Consider the following 20,632-nt stretch of genomic DNA (forward strand, 5'->3'; position numbering starts at 1 on the left):
CGTGGCCGCCCCGCAAAACCCCGCCACCGACCCCCAACCGGCGCAGCGGCCCCTCATCATGCGCTTCGCGGCGAGGTCCGACGTCGGCAAAATCCGCTCCAAAAACGACGATTCCGCCTACGTGGGGCGCCACCTTGCCGTCGTCGCTGATGGCATGGGCGGGCACGCGGGCGGTGACGTCGCCTCGGCCGCCACTGTCCTGGATATGATCCACCTGGACCGCGGCGATTACACCGGGGACGCCGCCACCACCCTGGCCGACGAAATCCAGACCGCCAACTCCCTGCTGTCCGAGCTCGTGCATATCAATCCCAAGCTGGCCGGCATGGGCACCACCGTGACGTCGCTCCTGCTCGCCGAGGGAAAGCTGCACTTTGCCCACATCGGTGATTCCCGTGCCTACCGCCTGCGGAACGGCGAATTCGAGCAGGTCAGTGTGGACCACACGTTCGTGCAGCGCCTTATCGACGAGGGGCGGCTGCGGCCGGAAGAAGCCGAAACCCATCCACATAAAAACGTCCTGATGCGCGTCCTGGGCGACGTGGACGCCAGCCCTGAGCTGGACCTTGACACCCTGGACGTGGAGCCGGGCGAACGCTGGCTGCTCTGCTCGGACGGCCTCAACTATGTGGCCGGGCACGCAGTGGAACGGACAGTCCGCGAGACCAAGGACCTGCGCGAGTGCGTGGAGACCCTCGTGGAACTCACGCTCGAGGCCGGCTCCCCGGACAACGTCACCGTGGTGATGCTGGAAATCGTTGAAGAAACGCCCGACGACGTCAGTACAGCCGCCGTCGACGTCATTCCTTCCCACGAGGTCACCAAGGCCGCTGCCGTGGCGAGGAGCGCAGGCTCCCCTGCCGCCAAGGCACCGGATTCGGTTGACGGTCCCGGGCCCGCCGCCCAGGCCGGACCGCCGGCTCCCCAGGCTTCGAGCTCAGATGCCGGCAAGGAGCCCCCCACAACGGACCCAGGCAAAAACAGCGGCACCTCTGATGCCTCCGACTCCCCAGAAGCCGGGGCCACAGACCCGCACCTTGGCGAGCACCTGTCCGCCGAAGTCCTCCGCGACGAACTGGCGTCCCGCCCGCACGAACTGGTGGGAGCAGCCGCCGCGGCAGCGGAGTCCGGCTCCATTCCCACCATCGCCGGCCGCACCGTTGCCCGCCGTGCCGCCACCCTCCTCACCCACAAAGCCGAACCGCAAACCACCGACGCTGACGACACCGTTCTGCCGCTCAAGCCCCGGCGCTGGCTGACCTGGACCATCGCCGCATCCGTCCTGGTGCTCCTGGCCATCGGCCTCGGGCTAGGCTACGCCTGGACGCAGACCCGCTACTACGTGGGCGAGTTCGATTCCCGCGTGGCAATCTACAACGGTGTTTCCCAGCGTTTGGGTCCCATCCAGCTCTCCAACCTTGAAACGGTCACGGCCATCCGGATGGACTCCCTGCCGCCGTTCTCGCAGCAACGAGTCCGCCAGACGGTACCCGCCCAGGACCTGTACGACGCCCAGCGCATCGTAAAAAACCTGGAACTGACCGGCACCACATCGCCGGAAGAAGAGTGCGTGCCGCCGTCGGCCTCCCCTGCAGCCAGCCCGTCCCCGAGCGCTCCCGCCACCGCCGCCCCGGCGCCGGCACCCGACGCCTCGGCCGCCCCAGCGGGCCCTTCCCCCACACCCAGTCCCACAGTCACCTGCGAGGTGGGCCAATGAGCCAGCTCAGTACCACACCCAAACCCCGCCGCAACGTTGAACTTGCGTTGCTCCTGCTCGCCCTTGGGGTAGGCATCGGGGCCAACATGCTGGTGGGGGTGGACCAGGAAAAGGCTTTCGACTCGGACTTCTGGTTCCAGTCCGGCCTCCTCGCCGTCGCTGCCCTGGTGTTCCACGGCGTGCTCCGCTTCCGCGCAAAATATGCTGATCCGGTAATACTTCCGCTGGTCGTGGCTCTGAACGGAATCGGTCTGGCCATGATCCATCGCCTGGATGCGCCTGCGGACGATACCGGCAATAACCAGCTCCGCTGGACCCTGATCGCCATGGCCGTGGCCATCGCCGTGATCTGGTTCCTCAAGGACCACCGCATCCTGCGCAGGTTCACGTTCATCTCGCTGGCCGCCAGTGCCCTGTTGCTGGTTCTGCCGCTGATTCCCGGCATCAGCGCGGGCGAAATCCTGGGTGCCCGGGTGTGGATCCGGCTTGGACCCATGACCTTCCAGCCCGGTGAAGTGGCCAAGATTACCCTCGCCATATTCTTTGCCGGGTATCTTTCCTCGAACCGGGACCTGATCCTGCTCGCCGGCCGGAAGATTGGCCCGCTCCAGTTCCCCCGCTTCAAGGACATGGGCCCCATGATCACCGCCTGGCTGGTCAGCATCGGCGTGCTCATCTTCCAGCGCGACCTCGGTTCCTCCGTGCTCTTCTTCGGCCTGTTCATCGTCATGATCTACGTAGCTACCAGCCGCATCAGCTGGGTGGTGATCGGCCTGGCCCTCATCCTCGGCGGCGGATTCGCGGCGTCGCGGGTCTTCTCCCACGTGGAACTGCGCATCGACGGCTGGCTGAACGCGTTCACCGAAGAGGTGTACGGCCGTGCCCCCGGTGGAAGCCACCAGATCGTCCAGGGACTCTTCGGCATGGCCAACGGCGGCCTGGTGGGGACAGGCCTGGGCCAGGGACGGCCGGATCTGGTTCCCTTCGCCAACAGCGACATGATCATTGCCTCCCTCGGGGAGGAGCTGGGCCTGATCGGGCTCTTCGCCATCGTCCTGATGTACCTGCTGCTCTTCACCCGCGGCTTCCGGGCTGCCCTGGGCACCCGCGATGCGTTCGGCAAGCTCCTCGCGTGCGGCCTCTCCTTCGCCGTCGCGCTTCAGTGCTTTGTGGTCATCGGCGGCGTCACCCGGCTCATTCCCCTGACCGGCCTCACCACGCCGTTCCTGGCCGCCGGCGGTTCCTCCCTGCTGGCCAACTGGATCATCGTGGGCCTGCTCCTGATGATCTCCCACACCGCCCGCGGCCCGGTGGACACCACACCCATGCCACCCGCCAAGGGCGCGGAATCCATGGGCATTGATACTCCAACCGAGGCGGTGAAGCACCTGTGAACCGGGCAATACGGCATTCATGGGTAGCGGCGATCGCCATGTTCGCCCTCATCTTCGGCGCCATCAGCTACGTTCAGGTGGTCGGCGCGGAGGAGCTCGAGAACAACCCCTGGAACCAGCGCGCCATCCTGCAGGACTACTGCAACGACCGCGGCGCCATCGTCGTGGCAGGAACACCGGTAGCGGAATCCGTGGAGAGCGGGTCAGAGACCTGTGCGTTCCAGCGGACCTACCCGCAGCCGGAGCTGTACGCCGGGATCACCGGATACTTCTCCCAGAACTACGGGGCCACGGGCCTGGAACAGACCATGCGGGAGCAGTTGGCAGGCAACGCAGACCAGCTCTTCCTGGACCGGGTGGGCCAGCTTTTCCTGGGCAACCAGCCAAAGGGCGCATCGGTGGAACTCACCATTGATCCTGAGATTCAGCAGCTCGCCTACGACCTCATTCCGGACGGGCAGCGCGGCTCCATTGTGGTCACCAACCCCAAAACGGGCGCGATCCTGGCCATGGTGTCCAAGCCCTCCTACAACCCCAACCTGGTTGCCACCCAGAACCCCACTGAAGAGTCAGCCAACATCAACGAACTCGTCAAGGTACCGGGCATCAACCTGAACCCGAACGTCAGCGGACCTACCGGCGAACTGCTGGCCCCGGGCTCCGTTTTCAAACTCGTGGACACCGCCGCTGCCCTCGCCTCCGGCAAGTACAACAAGGACAGCGAGCTTCCGAACCCCGCCGAGATGCCCTTCCCCGGCATCCAGTACAGGCTTCCCAACTATGCCGGCGGCAACTGCTACACCCGGGACACGGCGGACTTCGCGTTCGCGCTGCAGCAGTCCTGCAACACCCCGTTCGCCAGCATCGCCCTGGACCTGGGACGCGATGCCATCGCCGAGCAGGCCAGGAAGTTCGGCTTTGCCGAGGACATGGGCGACCAGCTGAAGCTCGGCTACGCCAAGGGCAGCGGCTTCCCGGACGACCTCGACGAACCGGGACTGGCCCAGTCCGCCATCGGACAGCGGGACGTCCGTGCCACGCCCCTGCAGGTAGCCATGATGACCGCCGCCATTGCCAATGACGGCGTGCAGATGCGGCCCAACCTGATCAAGACCCTCCGCTCACCGGACCTGCGCGTCATTGACGAACCGCAGCCGGAGCAGCTGCGCACTTCCACCACTCCGGAGATCGCCAACCAGATCACCGAGTGGATGACCAGTGCGGTCAGCCAGGGCATCGCCAACAGGGCAGCGGTGCCGGGAGTCCAGGTGGCAGGAAAGACCGGAACTGCAGAGTTGGGCAATGGAGCGAACAACTCCTGGTTCACCGGTTTTGCCCCGGCAAACAATCCGCAGGTGGGTGTCACGATCGTTATGGAGAACGTGGACATCACCACCGGCGCACAGCTTACGAGTCCGAACGCGAAGAGAATTTTTGAGGCGGTGTTGAATAAGTGAGGCCTACAACCGGAATCACCCTCGGCGGCAGGTTCCAGCTGACCACACGGATCGCGATCGGCGGCATGGGTGAAGTCTGGAAAGCCAAAGACCTCGTCCTGGGACGCATCGTCGCCATCAAGGTGTTGAAAGAGGAGTACACGGGGGACCCCGGCTTCCTTCAGCGTTTCCGCGCAGAGGCCCGCCATACTGCCCTGCTCAACCACGTGGGCATCGCCAACGTCTTTGACTACGGTGAGGAAGAGGGCTCCGCCTACCTGGTCATGGAACTGGTCCCGGGCCAGCCGCTCAGTGCCATCATCGAGCATGAGCAGGTTCTGTCCCCGGACCGGACCCTGTCCATGATCGCGCAGACGGCGCGGGCACTTGCCGTGGCCCACGCCCAGGGCCTGGTACACCGCGATGTAAAGCCCGGCAACCTCCTGATCACCCCCGACGGCCGCGTCAAGGTCACCGACTTCGGCATCGCCCGCCTTGCCGACCAGGTGCCCCTCACCCAGACTGGCCAGGTGATGGGCACTGCCCAGTACCTGGCACCCGAACAGGCCACCGGCCAGACGGCAACAGGCTCTTCGGACATCTACTCACTGGGTGTCATCGGCTACGAATGCCTTTCCGGGCACCGGCCGTTCTCCGGCGAGTCCCAGATCGCCATTGCCCTTGCGCAGGTCAACGATGCGCCGCCGCCGCTGCCGGAATCGCTTCCCACCCCGGTGCGCGCCCTCCTGATGTCCATGCTCGCCAAGGATCCCAAGAACCGGCCGGCCAACGCCATCAAGCTGGCAGAAGCAGCGGAAGCCATCCGGAACGGGGACGTCAGCGCCGCGCGCGCCGCCGTGCCGGGCATGCTCCTCTTCGACGCCGACACCGGCCCCATCACGGCCCCCGTGGACACCGCAACTGCTCCCACCGGCGTGATCGGCGCCCAGCACGACAGTACGCCAGCTCCCACGTCCGCGTTGCCGGTGCTTGGTGCCGGTGCTGCTGGTGCTGCTGCCGGAGTGGCGGCCGGTACCGCAGGGTCCTCAGCCGGGGATGCTGATGAACCACAAGGAACGCTCGCCCGGGCCAATGCCCTCGCCGCCGAGCGGAACTGGGTACCCGAAGAATCCACGTACGACGACGAGCCCGCCGACGAGCCCAAACGCAAGGGCCGCAGCCCCTGGACCTGGCCCCTGATCGCCCTGGTCCTGTTGCTGCTGTTCGCGCTGGCCGGGTTCCTGGTGAACCAGCTCGGAGTTTTCTCCCCGTCCGGCAACCCCTCGTCCAGTGCCCCCGCCACCAGTGCACCGGCCACGTCTGCGACACCCACCAGGACATCGCAGTCGGCCACCCCCACCCAGACCCGCGATACGCCCACGCCCACCACCGCGCCGACGCCGGAAACGGTCAACGTCATCCCGGCGGCCTACCTGGGGAAGGACTACCGGACGGTTCAGGCCGAACTTTCCGCCCTTAATCTGGACGTCACGGTGCAGCCGCAGGTTGATGCGAACTCGACTCCCAACTCGGTTATCGCTTTGTCCCGTTCCGGCCGGGTGGAAGTGGGTGCGCCGGTGACCATCACGTATGCAGTGCCACCGTCACCGGCCCCCACCACACCCGCTCCGGCGCCGACGGCGACGCCGGCACCCACAACCTCCTCCGTGGCAGGACCAACAGCACAGTCGCCCCTTCCGGACTGCGCCGACGGTGAGCTGCCGGGCGTGCCCCCGACCTGCCAGCCGTAACCGCCAGGACAGCCAATGAACGAGTCAGCGCGCACACCGTTGCACCGGGAGGACAACCTTCCGGTGGATAACCGGCGTGTCCTCAGCGGACGGTACGAGCTGGGCGGCCTCATTGGCCGTGGCGGTATGGCGGACGTGTACAGGGGCCTGGACACCCGGCTGGGGCGTACCGTGGCCGTGAAGCTGTTGCGTCCGGACATGGCGCGTGACCCCCAGTTCCAGGCGCGCTTCAAGCGCGAGGCCCAGTCCGTGGCTGCGTTGAACCACCCGTCCATTGTGGCTATTTACGATACTGGCGAGCACCTCGTCCATGACGGTTCGGATGACAACGTCCGGGTGCCATACATCGTGATGGAATTCGTTGAGGGCAAGACCATCCGGGACCTTATCCGGGCCAATGAGGTCACCATCGCGAACGCCATCGATTACTGCCTGGGCGTACTTGGAGCCCTGGAGTACAGCCACAAAGCCGGCATTGTGCACCGGGATATCAAGCCGGCCAACGTGATGTACTGCGAAGGCACCGATTCGGTGAAGGTCATGGACTTCGGCATCGCCCGCGCCATTGCGGACTCCTCGGCCACCATGACCCAGACCCAGGCCGTGGTGGGCACGGCACAGTACCTTTCGCCGGAGCAGGCCCGCGGCGAAACCGTCGATGCCCGCAGCGATCTTTACTCCGCCGCCTGCCTCCTGTATGAAATGCTGACCTCGCGCCCGCCGTTTGTCGGTGACAGCCCGGTGTCTGTCGCTTACCAGCACGTGCGGGAAATCCCGGCACCGGCCAGCAGCCTGAACCCGGAGATTTCCCCGGCGCTGGACACCGTGCTGGCGAAAGCCCTCCAGAAGAACCGCCATGACAGGTTCCAGGATGCCGCCGCTTTTATGCGCGCCCTGCGGGCTGCCCGCGCAGGTGTTCCTGTCCCTGCCGTCGCCGCGTCCGAGGCTCCCACCGACCCCAACGACCATGTCCCCACTCCTTACGCGGACCCCGCCACTGAGGCGTTCGCGGTGACCGCCGCCAGCTTCCCGGACGACGCTCCCACCGGCCGCCTCGCTGCCATCAACGCCCTGGCGGACGACGACGGACACACCGCTCCCGCCGCCTACGAACCTTTCACACGGGATGAGTTGCCCCTCGGCCTGCCCCCGGAACGCGAGCGGACCGCCCGCCAGAAGTCCCGGCGTCGGGCATGGATCACCACCCTCGTGATCTTCACGGTCCTGGTCCTGGCCGGCGGCGGACTGTGGTTGTACACCATGGTCAACCGCCCGGCGCCGCCCCCGCCGCAGATCCCCATTCCGGTGGTGGCCGCCATGACTGAGTCCGCCGCGCTGCAGGAGCTCTACGGTGCGGACCTCGAGCCACGAATCGTCCGCTCGCAGCACGACACCGTGCCCAAGGGCACCGCCATTGGAACGGATCCCGCCTCGGGAGTCGAGGTGGACCCCGGCTCCGAGGTGGTCCTGAACATCTCCGACGGGCCCAGCGCCGTCACAATTCCGGACACCCTGCCGGGCAAGACTGAAGCTGCGGCCCGTGACATGCTGCGCCAGATCGGCCTGGTGGGCGCACCCTCAACCACCACCGCCAACAGCGCCACCGTCCCGGCCGGCATCGTGATCACCACGAGCCCGGCCCCGGGGCAAAGCGTGGGTGTGGGTACCAGCGTTGAACTGGTGGTCTCCACGGGCAAGGTGGCAGTTCCCGAACTGCGCGGACGGACCCGGGAAGAAGCGGAAGCGGCGCTGAAGGAATTGGGCTTGGTACCCGCCGTCACCGAGGCCGAGAACGCGGAGGTGGAACCAGGCAGGGTCACGGAACAGGGCGACGCCGTCAATGCCGCGGTGGAACAAGGCAAAACGGTGGCCATCGTGGTGGCCAAGGCGCCGCCTCCGCCGCCGTCACCCACCGCTACGCCGACGCCAACGCCCACGCCGACGCCTACGGAGACATCCCGCAGGAGGGGCTGAGCAGGCCGGTCAGTGTGTAATCAGCGCTGGATGAGGGGGCTCAGCTTGGCTGCCCGCGCAGCCGCCCCTTTCATTCCCAGGGACTCGAGCCAGTTCCCCAACATCTGGTAGCCGCCCTCGGTCAGCACGGATTCCGGGTGGAACTGCACGCCGCACAAGGGAGCGGTTCTGTGCTGGAGGCCCATCACCACTCCGGTGGCGGTTTCCGCAGTGACTTCCAGGACGTCCGGCAGCGTGTCCCGCACCGCGGCGAGGGAGTGGTACCGGGTGGCCGTGACGGGGGAGGGGAGTCCGGAGAACACGCTGGTTCCAATATGCTCCACCAGCGAGGTCTTCCCGTGCATCAGTTCCGGGGCATGGGTAACCTTGCCGCCGAAAGCCTCCGCCAAGGCCTGGTGTCCCAGGCACACGCCGAACATCGGCACACTGTTTTCGCCGCACCACTTAATCAGTTCGATGCAGACACCGGCTTCGGCAGGGTTGCCCGGGCCGGGAGAGATCAGCACGCCGTCACGGGTGCCGGCCAGTTCAATGGCCTCTGCCAGGGTGACGTCGTCGTTGCGGACCACCGTGGTCTCGGCGCCGAGCTCCTGGAGGTACCCCACCAGGGTGTAGACGAAGCTGTCGTAGTTATCCACCACGAGGATCTTGGTTGTGGTCATGGCTGGCTTGCGGAACCAATCGTTGAGTCGGTGAATGCGGTGTATTCGGACATCCAGGGGAAAAGGAATTGAACCATCAATACCAGTGCGGCGGCGATGAGCACCAGCGAGGTGACGATCCGCAGCCACAGGGGGCCGGGCAAGTTGCGGAAGATCCAGCCGTACATGCTCACCCCCTTCCCACCGCTGCGGCCACCTGGGCCGCGATTTCAGCGGGCGGACCGGCTGATGCAGGGCGCCAGCTGTCCAGCAGTGCATAAGCAATGATGCGTTCTTCCGCCCCGAAGCGGGGATTGCAACTGGTCATGGTGAGGAAGCTTTCCGTGGGGGTGACGCCCGGAAGAGTGGGGACTGGCTCCAGGACGTCCGTCCTCGACGGCATCACAATCTGGTTGTTGCGGAACACGTAGACGTAGTAGCCATCCTTGGTCTGGACGTAGATCTTGTCCCCGGGAACCAGGGTGTGGATGTTGTCCAGGACGGCGCCGTGGGTCTGGCGGTGCCCGGCAACAGCGAAGTTTCCCTCCGCTCCCGGCATGGCCGTGTTGGTGTAGTGCCCCAGTCCCAAGGTGTCCAGCACGTCGCCGGTGGTTCCCTGCACGATGGGCCGGGTGTAGCTTTCGCCGAACCGGGGAATGTACATGATACCGATGGTGCCGGCATGGCCCGGTGCCGCCGAAACCACCGGCGGACCAAAATCTTCGGAGGCAGGGGGAGCTGCGGGAGCATCCGCCGCTTCCGGGGCGGCTGGAGCCGCGGCACCGAGGTCCTGGGCGAACTCCTTGATGATGGCACTCTGCTTGGCGTCGGACTCCACGTTGGTCCACCACAGCTGCCAGGCGACAAAGAGCAGGAGGATGATCCCGGCTGTAATGAGCAGCTCACCCACAACCTGGACCGTCCCGCGCAGAATGACGACGCCGGCAGCCGGCGCAGCGGCGGGCCTCGCCTTTTCCTGCAGTACCACGGGTCCTCCTCCGGGCGGGTGCGATGGGCATTGGTGACCCGTGACTACGGCTAGAATTGGCTGCTAGTAAGAATCCAGATTTGACCAAGATCGCGCAGACCGCTGGCAACTTCCTTCTTGCAGGATATCAAGCCCGGAACGCCGAGCTTGCCTCAGCCCGCCAAGGAGAGCCCGTGCCCGAGTCAAAGCCTCGCAAGAAGACCACCAGCACCCCCCAGCAGGCAACGTCGCAGTCCTACAAGCCCAACCCCATCTGGTTCAAGCCGGTCATGTTCGGCCTGATGATCATCGGCCTGTTCTGGATCATCACGTTCTACATCAGTGAAGGCCAGCTGCCGGTCCAGGCGTGGGAATCGTGGAACATCGTTGCCGGCTTCGGCATCGCGATCATCGGCTTCCTTATGACCACCAGGTGGCGCTCATAGTTCCTGACCGCGGCGCGGTTGAACCCGGCCCTGCTGAGCGCGGTGCGGTGGTTGGTGAGGACGGACTGGCCCGGCCGGCGTGGGCGTCTGTGGATCCGCTCCTGCGCGACTACTACGACAATGAGTGGGGCCTGCCTGTCACCGACGAACAGGGGCTCTATGAGCGCATCTGCCTGGAGGGATTCCAGGCTGGGCTTTCCTGGGCCACCATCCTTCGGAAGCGCCCGGCTTTCAGGGCTGCCTTTGCGGGCTTCAACCCTGATGCTGTGGCGCTTTTTAGCGAGGCCGACGTCGAACGGCTGCTGCAGGACCCCGGCATCGTCAGGAACCGGCTGAAGATCCGCTCAGCTGTCACCAATGCCCGGGCCACGCTCGCACTGCGCGGGGAAGGCGGCCTGGTGGACTTCGTCTGGCAGTTCAAACCGGCCGATACGCCACGCCCTGCAGCCCATTCCGAGATCCCCACCCAGTCCGCCGAGTCCATTGCCCTGTCAAAGGCATTGCGGAAGAAGGGGTTCTCGTTCGTTGGCCCCACCACCATGTTTGCCCTGATGGAAGCCGTCGGGATGGTGGACACGCACCTGCTGGACAGCCACCGCCGCGGTTCTTCAGGAATCTGGCCGGCCCACCGCACCTGACCGGTTTTCCCCAACTGTTGGGAAAGTTATCCACACTGTTGAAAACTTCGGACTTTGCTTGGTAACCACGCTTCATAACGCCCCGCTGGCACGAAACCGCCAATCACGCCCTCCGTATGCAGTTATTAACAGTGTGGAAGACCTGTGGATAAGCAGGGCACCTGTGGGGAGCCGGAGGTCCTAGCGTTCCCGGCGGACGGGATGGTGGCTGGTGATGGAGATCCGGTTAAACGCGTTCATGGTGATGGACAGCCAGCTGATGACCGAGAATTCCTCCTCAGTGAGGTGCTCACGTGCGAATGCTTCCTCGTGGGCCTGTGAGCGGTGGTCCGGCAGCTCCGTGATGCTTTCGGCCAAGGCGAGGGCCGCCCGTTCCTTTTCGGAGAAGAGGGCTGTCTCGCGCCAGGCGGGGAGCACTGCCAGCCGCTGTCCGCTCTCGCCGGCCTTCAGCGCGTCCCTTACATGCACGTCCAGGCAGTACGCGCAGCCGTTGAGCTGCGATATCCGGACGTGCAGTAGTTCCACTGTCTTCTCGTCCACTCCTGCTGCCTCGGCGGCCTCCCGAACTTTGAGACCCAATCCGTTGAGGGTCCGCCACAGGACGGGATGCTGCTTGTCGAGGAAGATGTGCTGCGTGCTGGCGCTCAATGGATTCTCCTGGCGGGAAGGTTGGCAGGTAAGCATCTGGTGCACCTGCTGCTCCAAAGCTGGGGCTGCCACCTAGCTTGGCACAACCACCACGGCACGTTGTCCACTTACCAACAACGGGATACCCACAACTTATCCACAATTGTGGAAATCGCGTGGCCTACGGAGAAGTGACGGCTCTCCCCACCCTGCGAACCGGGCAATTACAGACACACGATTACACGGCTGTCACTTATTAACACTGTGCACAAACCTGTTGAAAGATATCCGTACCCCCTGGCGGGGTACCTGCTGGCGGCCGTCCTCCACGGCTTTCTCCACAGAACGCCTGATTTTGCCCTCTTTTTCCACTTAATAACAGCGCTATCCCCAAGAGTTATCCACAGATGTGGATTTCAAGGGGAAGCGCGCCACAGAATCCCCGCCGCCGTACGGGAAAGCTGCCTTTCCCAGATGAACTACAGCCGTGTAAGTTACCAACACTGTGGATAAGTCCTGTGGATAAGAAAAGGCCCCGACATCCTTGATGTCGGGGCCTCTCGATAGGACGCCTGCCCTGGCCGCTCGGGCTGGGGGGCTGGGGGGCTACATGGAGATCTTGGCCCAGCTGGCCGCCGCCAGCAGCACCACCACTGCCATCAGGCCTGCTGCCTGAAGGAAACCCTGCCGTGGCCCGCGGGGAGTGTAGGCAAGGACTGCAGCGCAGAGAGCACCCGTAATCAGGCCACCCAGGTGCGCCTGCCAGGCGATCTGGGGGATCAGGAATCCGATCACACCGTTGATCGCAATCAACACCCAGAGCTGGCGGGTGTCACCGCCGCGGTGGCGCTGCACCAGCAGCATGGCCCCGAAGAGGCCGAAGATGGCACCGGAAGCACCTACGACTCCCACCAGCCCTTGCCCGGGCACCAGCACGGGATTCAAGAGCAGGTAACCAACCGAGCCGCCCACTGCTGAGATGAGGTACAACGCCAGGAAACGGACGCGGCCCAGCAGTGGTTCGAGGGCTTGGCCGAAGATCCACAGCGTGTACATGTTCAAGGCAATGTGCAGGACGGAATCCGGGGAGTGCAGGAAAGCTGCGGTGAGCATCCGCCAAGGTTCAAACGCCCCGTATTCAGGGGTAGCAAACACATTGTTGTAGGCGAACTGTTCGTAGACCACCTGGCCGGGAATGAGCCACTGAAGTGCGTACATCAGTGCACATACGGCGATGATCACGTACGTCACCACAGGTTTCCCGGACGCCACGGCGCCGCCGTAGACGGTCCGGACCTCCGGCGTCGTGCGCCTTGTCTCGTTGACGCAGTCAACGCACTGGAATCCGACGGCGGCCGCCCGCTGGCAGTCCGGGCACGCGGGGCGCCCGCACCGCTGGCAGCGCACATAGGATGGCCGGTCCGGGTGCCGCGGGCACACCGGAACCTGCGCGGACGGCTCAGCCGACGGAATTCCGTAACTCATGGGTGGGGATTACAGCTGTTCGATGTCGATGCTGTTGATGGTGACGTCCTCCACCGGGCGGTCGCCCATGCCGGTGCGGACGCCTTCGATGGCGTCGACAACCTTCTTGGATTCCTCATCGGCCACTTCACCGAAGATGCTGTGCTTGCCCTGAAGCCAGTCGGTGGGAATGGTGGTGATGAAGAACTGTGAACCGTTGGTGCCCTTGCCCATCCGGATGCCGGCGTTCGCCATGGCCAGCTTGTAGGGCTGGTTGAAGCTGAGCTCGGGGTGGATTTCGTCGTCGAACTGGTAGCCGGGGCCACCCACGCCGCGGCCCAGCGGATCGCCGGCCTGGATCATGAAGTCCTTGATGATCCGGTGGAAGATGGTGCCGTCGTACAGCGGCGTGCCCGTCTTGTCCTCGCCCGACTCGGGGTGGGTCCACGCCTGCTCACCGGTGGCCAGGCCAACGAAGTTCTTGACCGTCTTGGGCGCGTGGTTGCCGAAGAGGTTAACGACGATGTCGCCGAGGCTGGTGTGGATGGTTGCTTTTGCGGTTGCGATTGCAGTCATAGGGCCCATTCTTTCACGGCAGTCCGGGGTGGGGATGGCTGTGGCAACAGTTCCGCGCTGGGTGAAATCCGCCCAAAATCCGCAGGGAGAATAGCCGGTGAACACCAAGGCACGTAGGCTAACCACAGACCGTCACATTAAATCGGGAGGTAGTTGTGAAGAAATCGGATCGTATTGCCCGTGAGCTTGAGCTGTCAGTCACCAGCGCCGTAGAGAATGCCAAGGATTGGGCGGCCCCCCGTGTGGAAGCAGCGGTCGACCGCCTGCAGCACAGCCTGGATACTGCATCTCCCAAGATCCAGGAAGGCCTCAAGACTGCCGCACACCGTGCTGCGGACGGCGTGGCCGTTGTTACGCCGCGCATCCAGGACGGACTTGCGCAGCTTGCACCCCGGATCAATGACGCTGTGGAGGGTGCTTCGCCCCGGCTGCATGAGGCCCTGGACAAGGCAACACCGGTCATTCTTAATGCCCGGGACCGCGTCGTGGTTGATTATCTGCCCCGGCTGTCGGACCAGATCGGTGTGGCATCCGGAGTGGTGCACCGCACGCTCGAGAACACGCCGGCACACGTCGACGCCGTAGCCCAAAAGCTTGGGGACGTCGGAATCATCCACGCCATCCAGGAGCAGGCGCAGGCCACCGGGACGCAGCTCAAGGCAGCCGCCACCCAGGCCGGCCGCACGGCTACCGTCCAGCTCGCTGAGCCCAAGGCCCAGAAAAAGCGCGGCTGGCTGGTCTTCGGTGTTATTGCCGCAGCGGTTGCGGCCGGTGTGGCTGCCTGGAAGGCTTCCAAGCCCGTCGAGGACCCGTGGAAGACTCCGTCACCCGTCACAGGTACCGGCACGCCTGCACCGGTTCCCGCCACCACGGTCAATGAGGTACCCGAAGCAACCACCGGTGCCCCCGCCGAAGAGGCTGGTGCTGCCAAGGATACGGCCGGAGACGGCCCGGACAAGGCCAAGCACGTTGCTGAGGACGCTTCGAGCAGCACGCCGCAGGTGGCAACGGATGCCAAGACTGCCACCCGCAACATCGCCGCCAGCAGCGGCGCCGCGGACAAGGGCACCGTTTAATCCCGGCAGTCCACGTTTCCAGTGAGGGGCCCCGCCTTGTAGGCGGGGCCCCTTCTGCGTCGCGGCATCCCGGCCTCCCGGCGGGGCATCTGATCGGTGCTAGATTTGAACTGACGCCAGCCAACCAATCCTCTGGGGATACCTTGAACGACGCAGCAGAACTGCCCCGCGTATCAATTGTTATCCCGGCATATAACGAGGAAAGCGTCATCCGGCAGTGCCTCATAGCTGCCATCTACCAGTCAGTCCCCGCCCACGAGATCATCGTGGTGGATAACCTGTCGAAGGACCGGACTGCGGACATTGTGCGGCAGATGCAGCTGGAGTATCCGGAGAGCCCCATCATCCTGCTGAGCCAGGACCGGGAGCAGGGGCTCATTCCCACCCGGAACTTCGGCCTGGACAACGCCACCGGCGACATCCTGGGCCGCATCGACGCCGACTCCGTGGTGGAGCCTGACTGGGTGGAACAGGTACAGCGGGCTTTCCTGGAGCAGTCGGTCCAGGCCGCCACCGGGCCCGTGGTCTACTACGACATGCCCATGCGCCGCTTCGGACTCAAAGCCGATGACAAGATGCGCCAGCTCATGCTGAAGCTGGCCAAACACCAGTACCACTTCCTGTTTGGCTCCAACATGGCCCTCCGTTCCTCTGCCTGGGAAATCATCCGCTCCGAGACGTGCCGGGATGAAAAGGATGAGATGCATGAGGACATCGATCTTTCCCTGCACCTGGCGGACCACGACCTGAAGATCAACTACTGTCCCCAGATGGTTTCCGGGATGTCCGCGCGCCGGCTGGAGGATTCACCGCGGGACTACCGCTACTACGTCACCCGGTTTGACCGCACCTACAAGGCCCACAACGTCAAGAAGATGGCCCTTAAGGCGCCCATGGTGGTGTTCTTTTCGGTGTACTTCCCGGCCAAGCTCCTGCGGGCCATCCACACGGTCAACACGGCCCAGCCCGCCCGCCGCGGCGGTCAGTAGGGGCCCGGCAGCCAGCAGCGGGTCAGTCCGTCCCCAGTTCGGCCAGGGGACGCTCCGGCGGTCCGTCAGCGTTGCCTGTACTTTTGCCTCGTCCCCGCCATGCTGCCTTCCCGGGCTTTTGCCCGAGGACGACGACGGCGAGCCCCACCAGGATGAGCGCCAGTCCGGCGTACGTGCCGGCCGGGAGCACCTCCTCCAGGAACAGGGCTGCGAGAAGGGCCGCCCCGGGGATTTCCAGCAGGATGATCATCGACACCAGGAGCGGACTCATGGTGGCCAGCAGGTGGTTGAAGGCGGTATGGCCTACGAGTTGGGCGCACACGGTGATGGCGGCAATGCCGAGCCATCCGGCTGCCTCGAAGCCCACCAGCGGCTGGCCGCCCAGCAAGGCAAGCACGGCCACCAGCGCAGCGCACATGCCGTAGCACAGCGTGGTGTACGTACCCGTGGTCATACTCTGCCGGGCCTTGCCTCCGGCCAAAGTGTAGAGTCCGGCCAGAGCGCCGCCGGCCATCGCCAGCAGGTCGCCCAAGAGGGCTTCCGGGGACGATCCCATGTCGAACCCCGTAATGGCCACAACGCCGCCAAAGGCGATGCCCAGCCCGGCCAGCACCTGCCAGCGGTGCCGGGTGCCCCGGAAGAGCTGGAAGACGGCGATCCAGGCCGACTGGAGGCAGACCAGGGCTGTGGCTGCGGCGACGGACGTCAGTTGCAGCGACGTGATGAAGCAGGCGAAGTGCAGGGCCAGTGCGACGGCGGCCAGCACGGACCAGCCGAATTCCGGCTTGGTCACCCTGCCGAACTGGGCCGGCTCCCGAACGAGGGTGGGAGTCGCCATGACCGCGGCGCCGATGGCATTCCGCCAGAACGCTATGGCCAGCGCGCTGACGCTGGTAGCCCCCAGCGTGGCAGCTATCAGGGGGCCGGAGGACGCAACGCCCAGCACTCCAAGGGCCGCGAGAAAAAAGTTCACTGTCCAACCCTAATGTCGGCGGCTGCGGGGCAAAGCAAAAGTCCCGGCCAGCGTTATACGCTAACCGGGACTTTCTTATGGTGGAGGCACGGGGACTCGAACCCCGAACCCCCTGCTTGCAAAGCAGGTGCGCTACCAATTGCGCCATGCCCCCATAAGAAGCAACCCGTCCATCATACCCTAGAACCAGGGGGCTGCTGACCAGCCCCCGGACCAGGCGTCCGGCCTAGTCAACCGTATCGGTTGACTTGCTCCAGACTGTTTTCCGGGCTTCGGATTCCTGTGCTTTCCGGTAGACCAGGACGCCTGCGATTGCAGCTGCCAGTACAAGCAACTTCTTCACATGCTCCCCGTTCCGGTCCGGCCGCAGTGATGCGAACCAAACCTCCACTTGAACCTGCACAGGTTCCGTGGGCGTACCAGGACTTGAACCTGGGACCTCTTCGTTATCAGCGAAGCGCTCTAACCGCCTGAGCTATACGCCCCGATACCTCATCGGGCCGAGACATGACTTTACAGCACATCCCGGCCCGATCTCAAATCGGGCGTTTCCACCGGGATTTCGCCGGTGAAAACGACGGACCTAATCGTCGGTGAGGGTGACGCCGATGCCGCCCACCAGGGTGGCAGCGATGTTGTAGAGCACAGCAGAGAGCATGGAGAGCGCAGTCAGCAGGACAACGTTCACCACGGCGATAATGGTGGCAAAGGAAGCCACCTGGCCCAGTGAAGCAACCTTCTTCAACTCGAAGCCACCGCCCTCAGAGCCGGCAAGGGTGCCCAGCAGGCTGTCCACCTGGTCGAAGATGCCCGTGAGGTCCAGGACGGTCCACAGAACGATGGCAGCAACAACGGTGACGATTCCCAGCGCCACTGACAGCAGGAACGCCATCTTCAGCACGGACCAGGGATCCACCTTGCTGACCAGCAGCCGGGCGCGCCGAACCTTGGCTTTCGGTGCCGGCTTCACCAGCCCGGGGGCTCCCTGCGCAGGGCTTCCCTGGGCGGGACGCTGGCCGGGCTGGCCCTGCACGGGGCGCTGACCCTGTACGGGACTTCCCGGGGCCGTGCGCGGGGCCGGCTGGCCCGACGTCGGGCGGTCAGCCTGGGCGGGCCGCTGGCCCGGAGCAGCCGCAGGCGCCGCCGGGCGCTGCTGGGGACGAACAGGAGCGTTCACGCGGGGCGCAGCCGAGGGCCGGCTTCCGTCGGGAACAGAAGTGTTCGGCTTGGGAAATGAGTCCGGATTACTCACTCGTTACCTCCGTGTTGTCTTCGTTCGGCTCAGCGTCGCCCGAGGCGTTCTCTGACTCAACGGCCGGTGATTCTTCTGCCACTGCTGACTCTGCGGCTTCCTCCGGGGAACCGCCATCTTCAGCCAACGTTACGTCATCCTCCAGCGATTCCTCGCCCTCAAGACCGCGTTCGCTGTTGCGCGCCACTTCGATGATCCGGTCGTTTTTGTCCGGCTTGGCGAAGATGACGCCCATGGTGTCGCGTCCCTTGGCGGGGACGCCGGCGACGGAGGAACGGACAACCTTGCCACCCTCCATGACCACCAGCACCTCGTCCTCTTCCTGGACGATCAGCGCTCCCACCAGGTCGCCGCGTCCTTCGGCAAGCTTGGCCACCTTGATGCCCAGGCCGCCGCGTCCCTGCAGGCGGTATTCTTCCACCGCAGTGCGCTTGGCGTAGCCGCCGTCGGTCACGATGAATACGAAGGAGCCATCGGTCACCACATTGGCGGCCAGCAGTTCGTCCTCCTCCCGGAACTTCATGCCGGTAACGCCGGAGGTTGCCCTGCCCATGGGGCGGAGGGCGTCCTCGGTGGCGGTGAAGCGGATGGACTGGCCCTTGCGGGACACCAGCAGCAGGTCATCAGTTTCCGAGACCAGCTGGGCGGATACCAGTTCGTCGCCGTCGCGGAGGTTGATGGCGATCACGCCCGCGGAGCGGTTGGTGTCGTAGTCCTCCAGCCGGGTTTTTTTGACCAGGCCCCGCTTGGTGGCGAGAACCAGGTAGGGTGCCTGCTGGTAGTCCTTCAGGTCCAGGACCTGGGCGATGTGTTCGTCCGGCTGGAAGGCCATGAGGTTGGCGACGTGCTGGCCCTTCGCATCGCGGCCTGCTTCCATCAGCTCATACGCCTTGGCACGGTAGACGCGGCCGAGGTTGGTGAAGAACAGCAGCCAGTGGTGCGTGGTGGTGACGAAGAAGTGCTCCACTACGTCGTCGCCGCGAAGTTGGGCACCCTTGATGCCCTTGCCGCCGCGCTGCTGGGAGCGGTAGTTATCGCTCCGGGTGCGCTTGACGTAACCGCCGCGGGTGATGGTAACAACCATCTCCTCTTCGGGGATGAGGTCTTCCATGGACATGTCACCGTCGTAGCCCATGAGGATCTTGGTGCGCCGGTCATCACCGTGCTTCGCCACGATTTCACCAAGCTCGTTGCTGATGATTTCGCGCTGGCGCTGCTCGGAGGCAAGAATCTCGTTGTACTCGGCGATGAGCGCTTCAAGCTCAGAATGCCGGTCCTGGATTTTCTGGCGTTCCAAAGCGGCCAGGCGGCGCAGCTGCATGTCCAGGATGGCCCGGGCCTGCAGCTCGTCGATGTCCAGCAGTTCCATCAGTCCGTCGCGTGCTGCCTCGGTGGTGTTGGAAGCGCGGATCAGGGCGATGACTTCGTCCAGCATGTCCAGTGCCTTGAGGAGCGCCCGCAGGATGTGGGCCTCTTCCTCGGCCTTACGCAGGCGGTACCGGGTACGCCGGGCAATGACATCCATCTGGTGGGTCACCCAGTGCCGGATGAAGGCATCCAGGCTCAGGGTCCGCGGAACACCGTCAACAATGGCCAGCATGTTGGCGGAGAAGTTGCTCTGCAGTTCGGTGTGCTTGTAGAGGTTGTTCAGCACCACCTTCGGCACGGCATCGCGCTTCAGCACGATGACCAGGCGCTGGCCGGTGCGGCCGGACGTTTCATCGCGCAGGTCGGCGATGCCCTGGATCTTGCCGTCCTTGACCAGTTCGGCGATTTTGATGGCCAGGTTGTCCGGGTTGGCCTGGTACGGCAGTTCCGTGACCACGAGGCAGGTACGTCCCTGAAGTTCCTCCACGTTCACCACGGCGCGCATGGTGACGGACCCGCGGCCGGTCCGGTAGGCATCCTCGATGCCCTTGTGGCCGAGGATGGTGGCGCCGGTGGGGAAATCCGGTCCCTTGACCCGCAGCAGAAGCTCTTCCAGCAGTTCCTCGCGGCTGGCTCCGGGGTTGGACAGGTACCACTGCACGCCGTCGGCTACCTCGCGGAGGTTGTGCGGCGGAATGTTGGTGGCCATACCGACGGCGATGCCTGAGGACCCGTTGACCAGCAGGTTGGGGAACCGGGCCGGCAGGATGGTGGGTTCCTGGTTCTTGCCGTCATAGTTGTCCTGGAAATCGACCGTTTCCTCGTCGATGTCCCGGACCATTTCCATGGCAAGCGGTGCCATTTTGGTCTCGGTGTAACGGGGCGCAGCAGCGCCGTCGTTGCCCGGGGAGCCGAAGTTGCCCTGGCCGAGGGCCAGCGGGTAGCGCATGGTCCAGTCCTGGATGAGGCGTACCAGGGCATCGTAGATCGCGGTGTCGCCGTGGGGGTGATACTGGCCCATGACCTCGCCCACCACGCGGGCGCACTTGTTGAAGGAACGCTCCGGGCGGTAGCCGCCGTCGAACATGGCGTACAGCACGCGGCGGTGGACCGGCTTCAGGCCGTCCCGGACATCCGGGAGGGCCCGGCCCACGATGACGGCCATGGCATAGTCCAGGTAGGACCGCTGCATTTCCGTCTGCAGGTCCACCTGCTCCACGCGGTCCACCAGCACGTCGCCTTCTAGAACGGTGTCCGGGTTCCCGGCCTCGGTGTCCGGGCTCTCGGGTGTTTCGTCGCTCATTTTCTATTTCCGTTTCAGGTATATGTCAGCTCTGGAATAT

The 20,632-nt window shown here is 64.7% G+C and carries 19 protein-coding genes and 2 tRNA genes; 9 read left to right on the forward strand and 12 right to left on the reverse strand.

Features of this window, described 5'->3' with window-relative positions; genetic code table 11:
* The first annotated feature begins 1 nt into the window (after position 1).
* From ACFVYC_RS07675 to pknB, 5 genes are read left to right on the forward strand one after another with little or no spacing between them, the layout of a single operon-like run.
* On the forward strand, positions 2–1,717 hold the full coding sequence (locus ACFVYC_RS07675; protein ID WP_387548662.1) for a PP2C family protein-serine/threonine phosphatase: 1,716 nt from the start codon (positions 2–4) through the stop codon (positions 1,715–1,717).
* Positions 1,714–3,111, forward strand: coding sequence for an FtsW/RodA/SpoVE family cell cycle protein (locus ACFVYC_RS07680; protein ID WP_387548663.1), 1,398 nt, complete (start codon positions 1,714–1,716; stop codon positions 3,109–3,111). The genes ACFVYC_RS07675 and ACFVYC_RS07680 overlap by 4 nt, the downstream gene beginning before the upstream one ends.
* Positions 3,108–4,568: a peptidoglycan D,D-transpeptidase FtsI family protein gene (locus ACFVYC_RS07685; RefSeq protein ID WP_387548665.1), complete on the forward strand. Its 1,461-nt coding sequence runs from the start codon at positions 3,108–3,110 to the stop codon at positions 4,566–4,568. Before ACFVYC_RS07680 ends, ACFVYC_RS07685 begins: the two co-directional genes overlap by 4 nt.
* Positions 4,565–6,298, forward strand: a complete 1,734-nt coding sequence (locus ACFVYC_RS07690; protein WP_387548667.1) for a protein kinase — start codon at positions 4,565–4,567, stop codon at positions 6,296–6,298. Before ACFVYC_RS07685 ends, ACFVYC_RS07690 begins: the two co-directional genes overlap by 4 nt.
* Positions 6,299–6,313: 15 nt before the next feature.
* On the forward strand, positions 6,314–8,272 hold the full coding sequence (gene pknB, locus ACFVYC_RS07695; RefSeq protein ID WP_387548669.1) for a Stk1 family PASTA domain-containing Ser/Thr kinase: 1,959 nt from the start codon (positions 6,314–6,316) through the stop codon (positions 8,270–8,272).
* Positions 8,273–8,292: 20 nt separating this feature from the next.
* On the opposite strand, the gene ACFVYC_RS07700 is transcribed toward pknB, so the two are convergent.
* The 3 genes from ACFVYC_RS07700 to ACFVYC_RS07710 are packed head-to-tail and all read right to left on the reverse strand — an operon-like array spanning position 8,293 to position 9,901.
* Positions 8,293–8,934 (reverse strand): anthranilate synthase component II, encoded by a 642-nt coding sequence (locus ACFVYC_RS07700; protein ID WP_387548671.1) that lies wholly within the window; start codon positions 8,932–8,934, stop codon positions 8,293–8,295.
* Positions 8,931–9,101: a hypothetical protein gene (locus ACFVYC_RS07705; RefSeq protein ID WP_387548673.1), complete on the reverse strand. Its 171-nt coding sequence runs from the start codon at positions 9,099–9,101 to the stop codon at positions 8,931–8,933. Before ACFVYC_RS07705 ends, ACFVYC_RS07700 begins: the two co-directional genes overlap by 4 nt.
* Before the next feature lie 2 nt (positions 9,102–9,103).
* Complete coding sequence (locus tag ACFVYC_RS07710) at positions 9,104–9,901, reverse strand: class E sortase (protein ID WP_387548675.1); 798 nt, start codon at positions 9,899–9,901, stop codon at positions 9,104–9,106.
* A gap of 173 nt (positions 9,902–10,074) precedes the next feature.
* Between ACFVYC_RS07710 and ACFVYC_RS07715 the strand changes: the two genes are divergently transcribed.
* Both ACFVYC_RS07715 and ACFVYC_RS07720 read left to right on the forward strand, forming a co-directional pair.
* Positions 10,075–10,326 (forward strand): cell division protein CrgA, encoded by a 252-nt coding sequence (locus ACFVYC_RS07715; RefSeq protein WP_387548677.1) that lies wholly within the window; start codon positions 10,075–10,077, stop codon positions 10,324–10,326.
* The gene (locus ACFVYC_RS07720; protein WP_387549017.1) at positions 10,323–10,964 is read left to right on the forward strand and encodes a DNA-3-methyladenine glycosylase I; all 642 of its coding nucleotides are present in this window, start codon (positions 10,323–10,325) and stop codon (positions 10,962–10,964) included. The genes ACFVYC_RS07715 and ACFVYC_RS07720 overlap by 4 nt, the downstream gene beginning before the upstream one ends.
* A gap of 180 nt (positions 10,965–11,144) precedes the next feature.
* Here ACFVYC_RS07720 and ACFVYC_RS07725 read toward each other — a convergent pair whose 3' ends face one another.
* The 3 genes from ACFVYC_RS07725 to ACFVYC_RS07735 form a co-directional block, all read right to left on the reverse strand.
* Positions 11,145–11,612 (reverse strand): carboxymuconolactone decarboxylase family protein, encoded by a 468-nt coding sequence (locus ACFVYC_RS07725; RefSeq protein WP_387548678.1) that lies wholly within the window; start codon positions 11,610–11,612, stop codon positions 11,145–11,147.
* Positions 11,613–12,197: 585 nt separating this feature from the next.
* Entirely contained in the window at positions 12,198–13,076 is an 879-nt protein-coding gene (locus tag ACFVYC_RS07730; protein ID WP_387548680.1) for a rhomboid family intramembrane serine protease, read from the reverse strand.
* A gap of 9 nt (positions 13,077–13,085) precedes the next feature.
* Positions 13,086–13,631, reverse strand: coding sequence for a peptidylprolyl isomerase (locus ACFVYC_RS07735; protein WP_387548682.1), 546 nt, complete (start codon positions 13,629–13,631; stop codon positions 13,086–13,088).
* Positions 13,632–13,786: 155 nt separating this feature from the next.
* Here ACFVYC_RS07735 and ACFVYC_RS07740 point away from each other — a divergent pair, with 155 nt between their 5' ends.
* On the forward strand, positions 13,787–14,707 hold the full coding sequence (locus ACFVYC_RS07740; RefSeq protein WP_387548684.1) for a hypothetical protein: 921 nt from the start codon (positions 13,787–13,789) through the stop codon (positions 14,705–14,707).
* A 143-nt stretch (positions 14,708–14,850) separates the two neighbouring features.
* Positions 14,851–15,696, forward strand: coding sequence for a glycosyltransferase (locus ACFVYC_RS07745; RefSeq protein WP_387548686.1), 846 nt, complete (start codon positions 14,851–14,853; stop codon positions 15,694–15,696).
* A 22-nt stretch (positions 15,697–15,718) separates the two neighbouring features.
* On the opposite strand, the gene ACFVYC_RS07750 is transcribed toward ACFVYC_RS07745, so the two are convergent.
* The 6 genes from ACFVYC_RS07750 to gyrA form a co-directional block, all read right to left on the reverse strand.
* Positions 15,719–16,669, reverse strand: a complete 951-nt coding sequence (locus ACFVYC_RS07750) for a DMT family transporter (RefSeq protein WP_387548688.1) — start codon at positions 16,667–16,669, stop codon at positions 15,719–15,721.
* A gap of 78 nt (positions 16,670–16,747) precedes the next feature.
* Positions 16,748–16,823, reverse strand: a tRNA-Ala gene (locus ACFVYC_RS07755).
* A 72-nt stretch (positions 16,824–16,895) separates the two neighbouring features.
* Positions 16,896–17,072 (reverse strand): DLW-39 family protein, encoded by a 177-nt coding sequence (locus ACFVYC_RS07760; protein WP_374114819.1) that lies wholly within the window; start codon positions 17,070–17,072, stop codon positions 16,896–16,898.
* Between the two features lie 8 nt (positions 17,073–17,080).
* A tRNA-Ile gene (locus ACFVYC_RS07765) sits at positions 17,081–17,154 on the reverse strand.
* Positions 17,155–17,252: 98 nt separating this feature from the next.
* Positions 17,253–17,921 (reverse strand): DUF3566 domain-containing protein, encoded by a 669-nt coding sequence (locus ACFVYC_RS07770; protein WP_387548691.1) that lies wholly within the window; start codon positions 17,919–17,921, stop codon positions 17,253–17,255.
* Positions 17,914–20,592: a DNA gyrase subunit A gene (gene gyrA, locus ACFVYC_RS07775; protein WP_387548693.1), complete on the reverse strand. Its 2,679-nt coding sequence runs from the start codon at positions 20,590–20,592 to the stop codon at positions 17,914–17,916. The genes ACFVYC_RS07770 and gyrA overlap by 8 nt, the downstream gene beginning before the upstream one ends.
* Positions 20,593–20,632 lie beyond the last annotated feature (40 nt).

It is taken from the genome of Pseudarthrobacter sp. NPDC058329, assembly GCF_042879835.1.
Classification (GTDB): domain Bacteria; phylum Actinomycetota; class Actinomycetes; order Actinomycetales; family Micrococcaceae; genus Arthrobacter.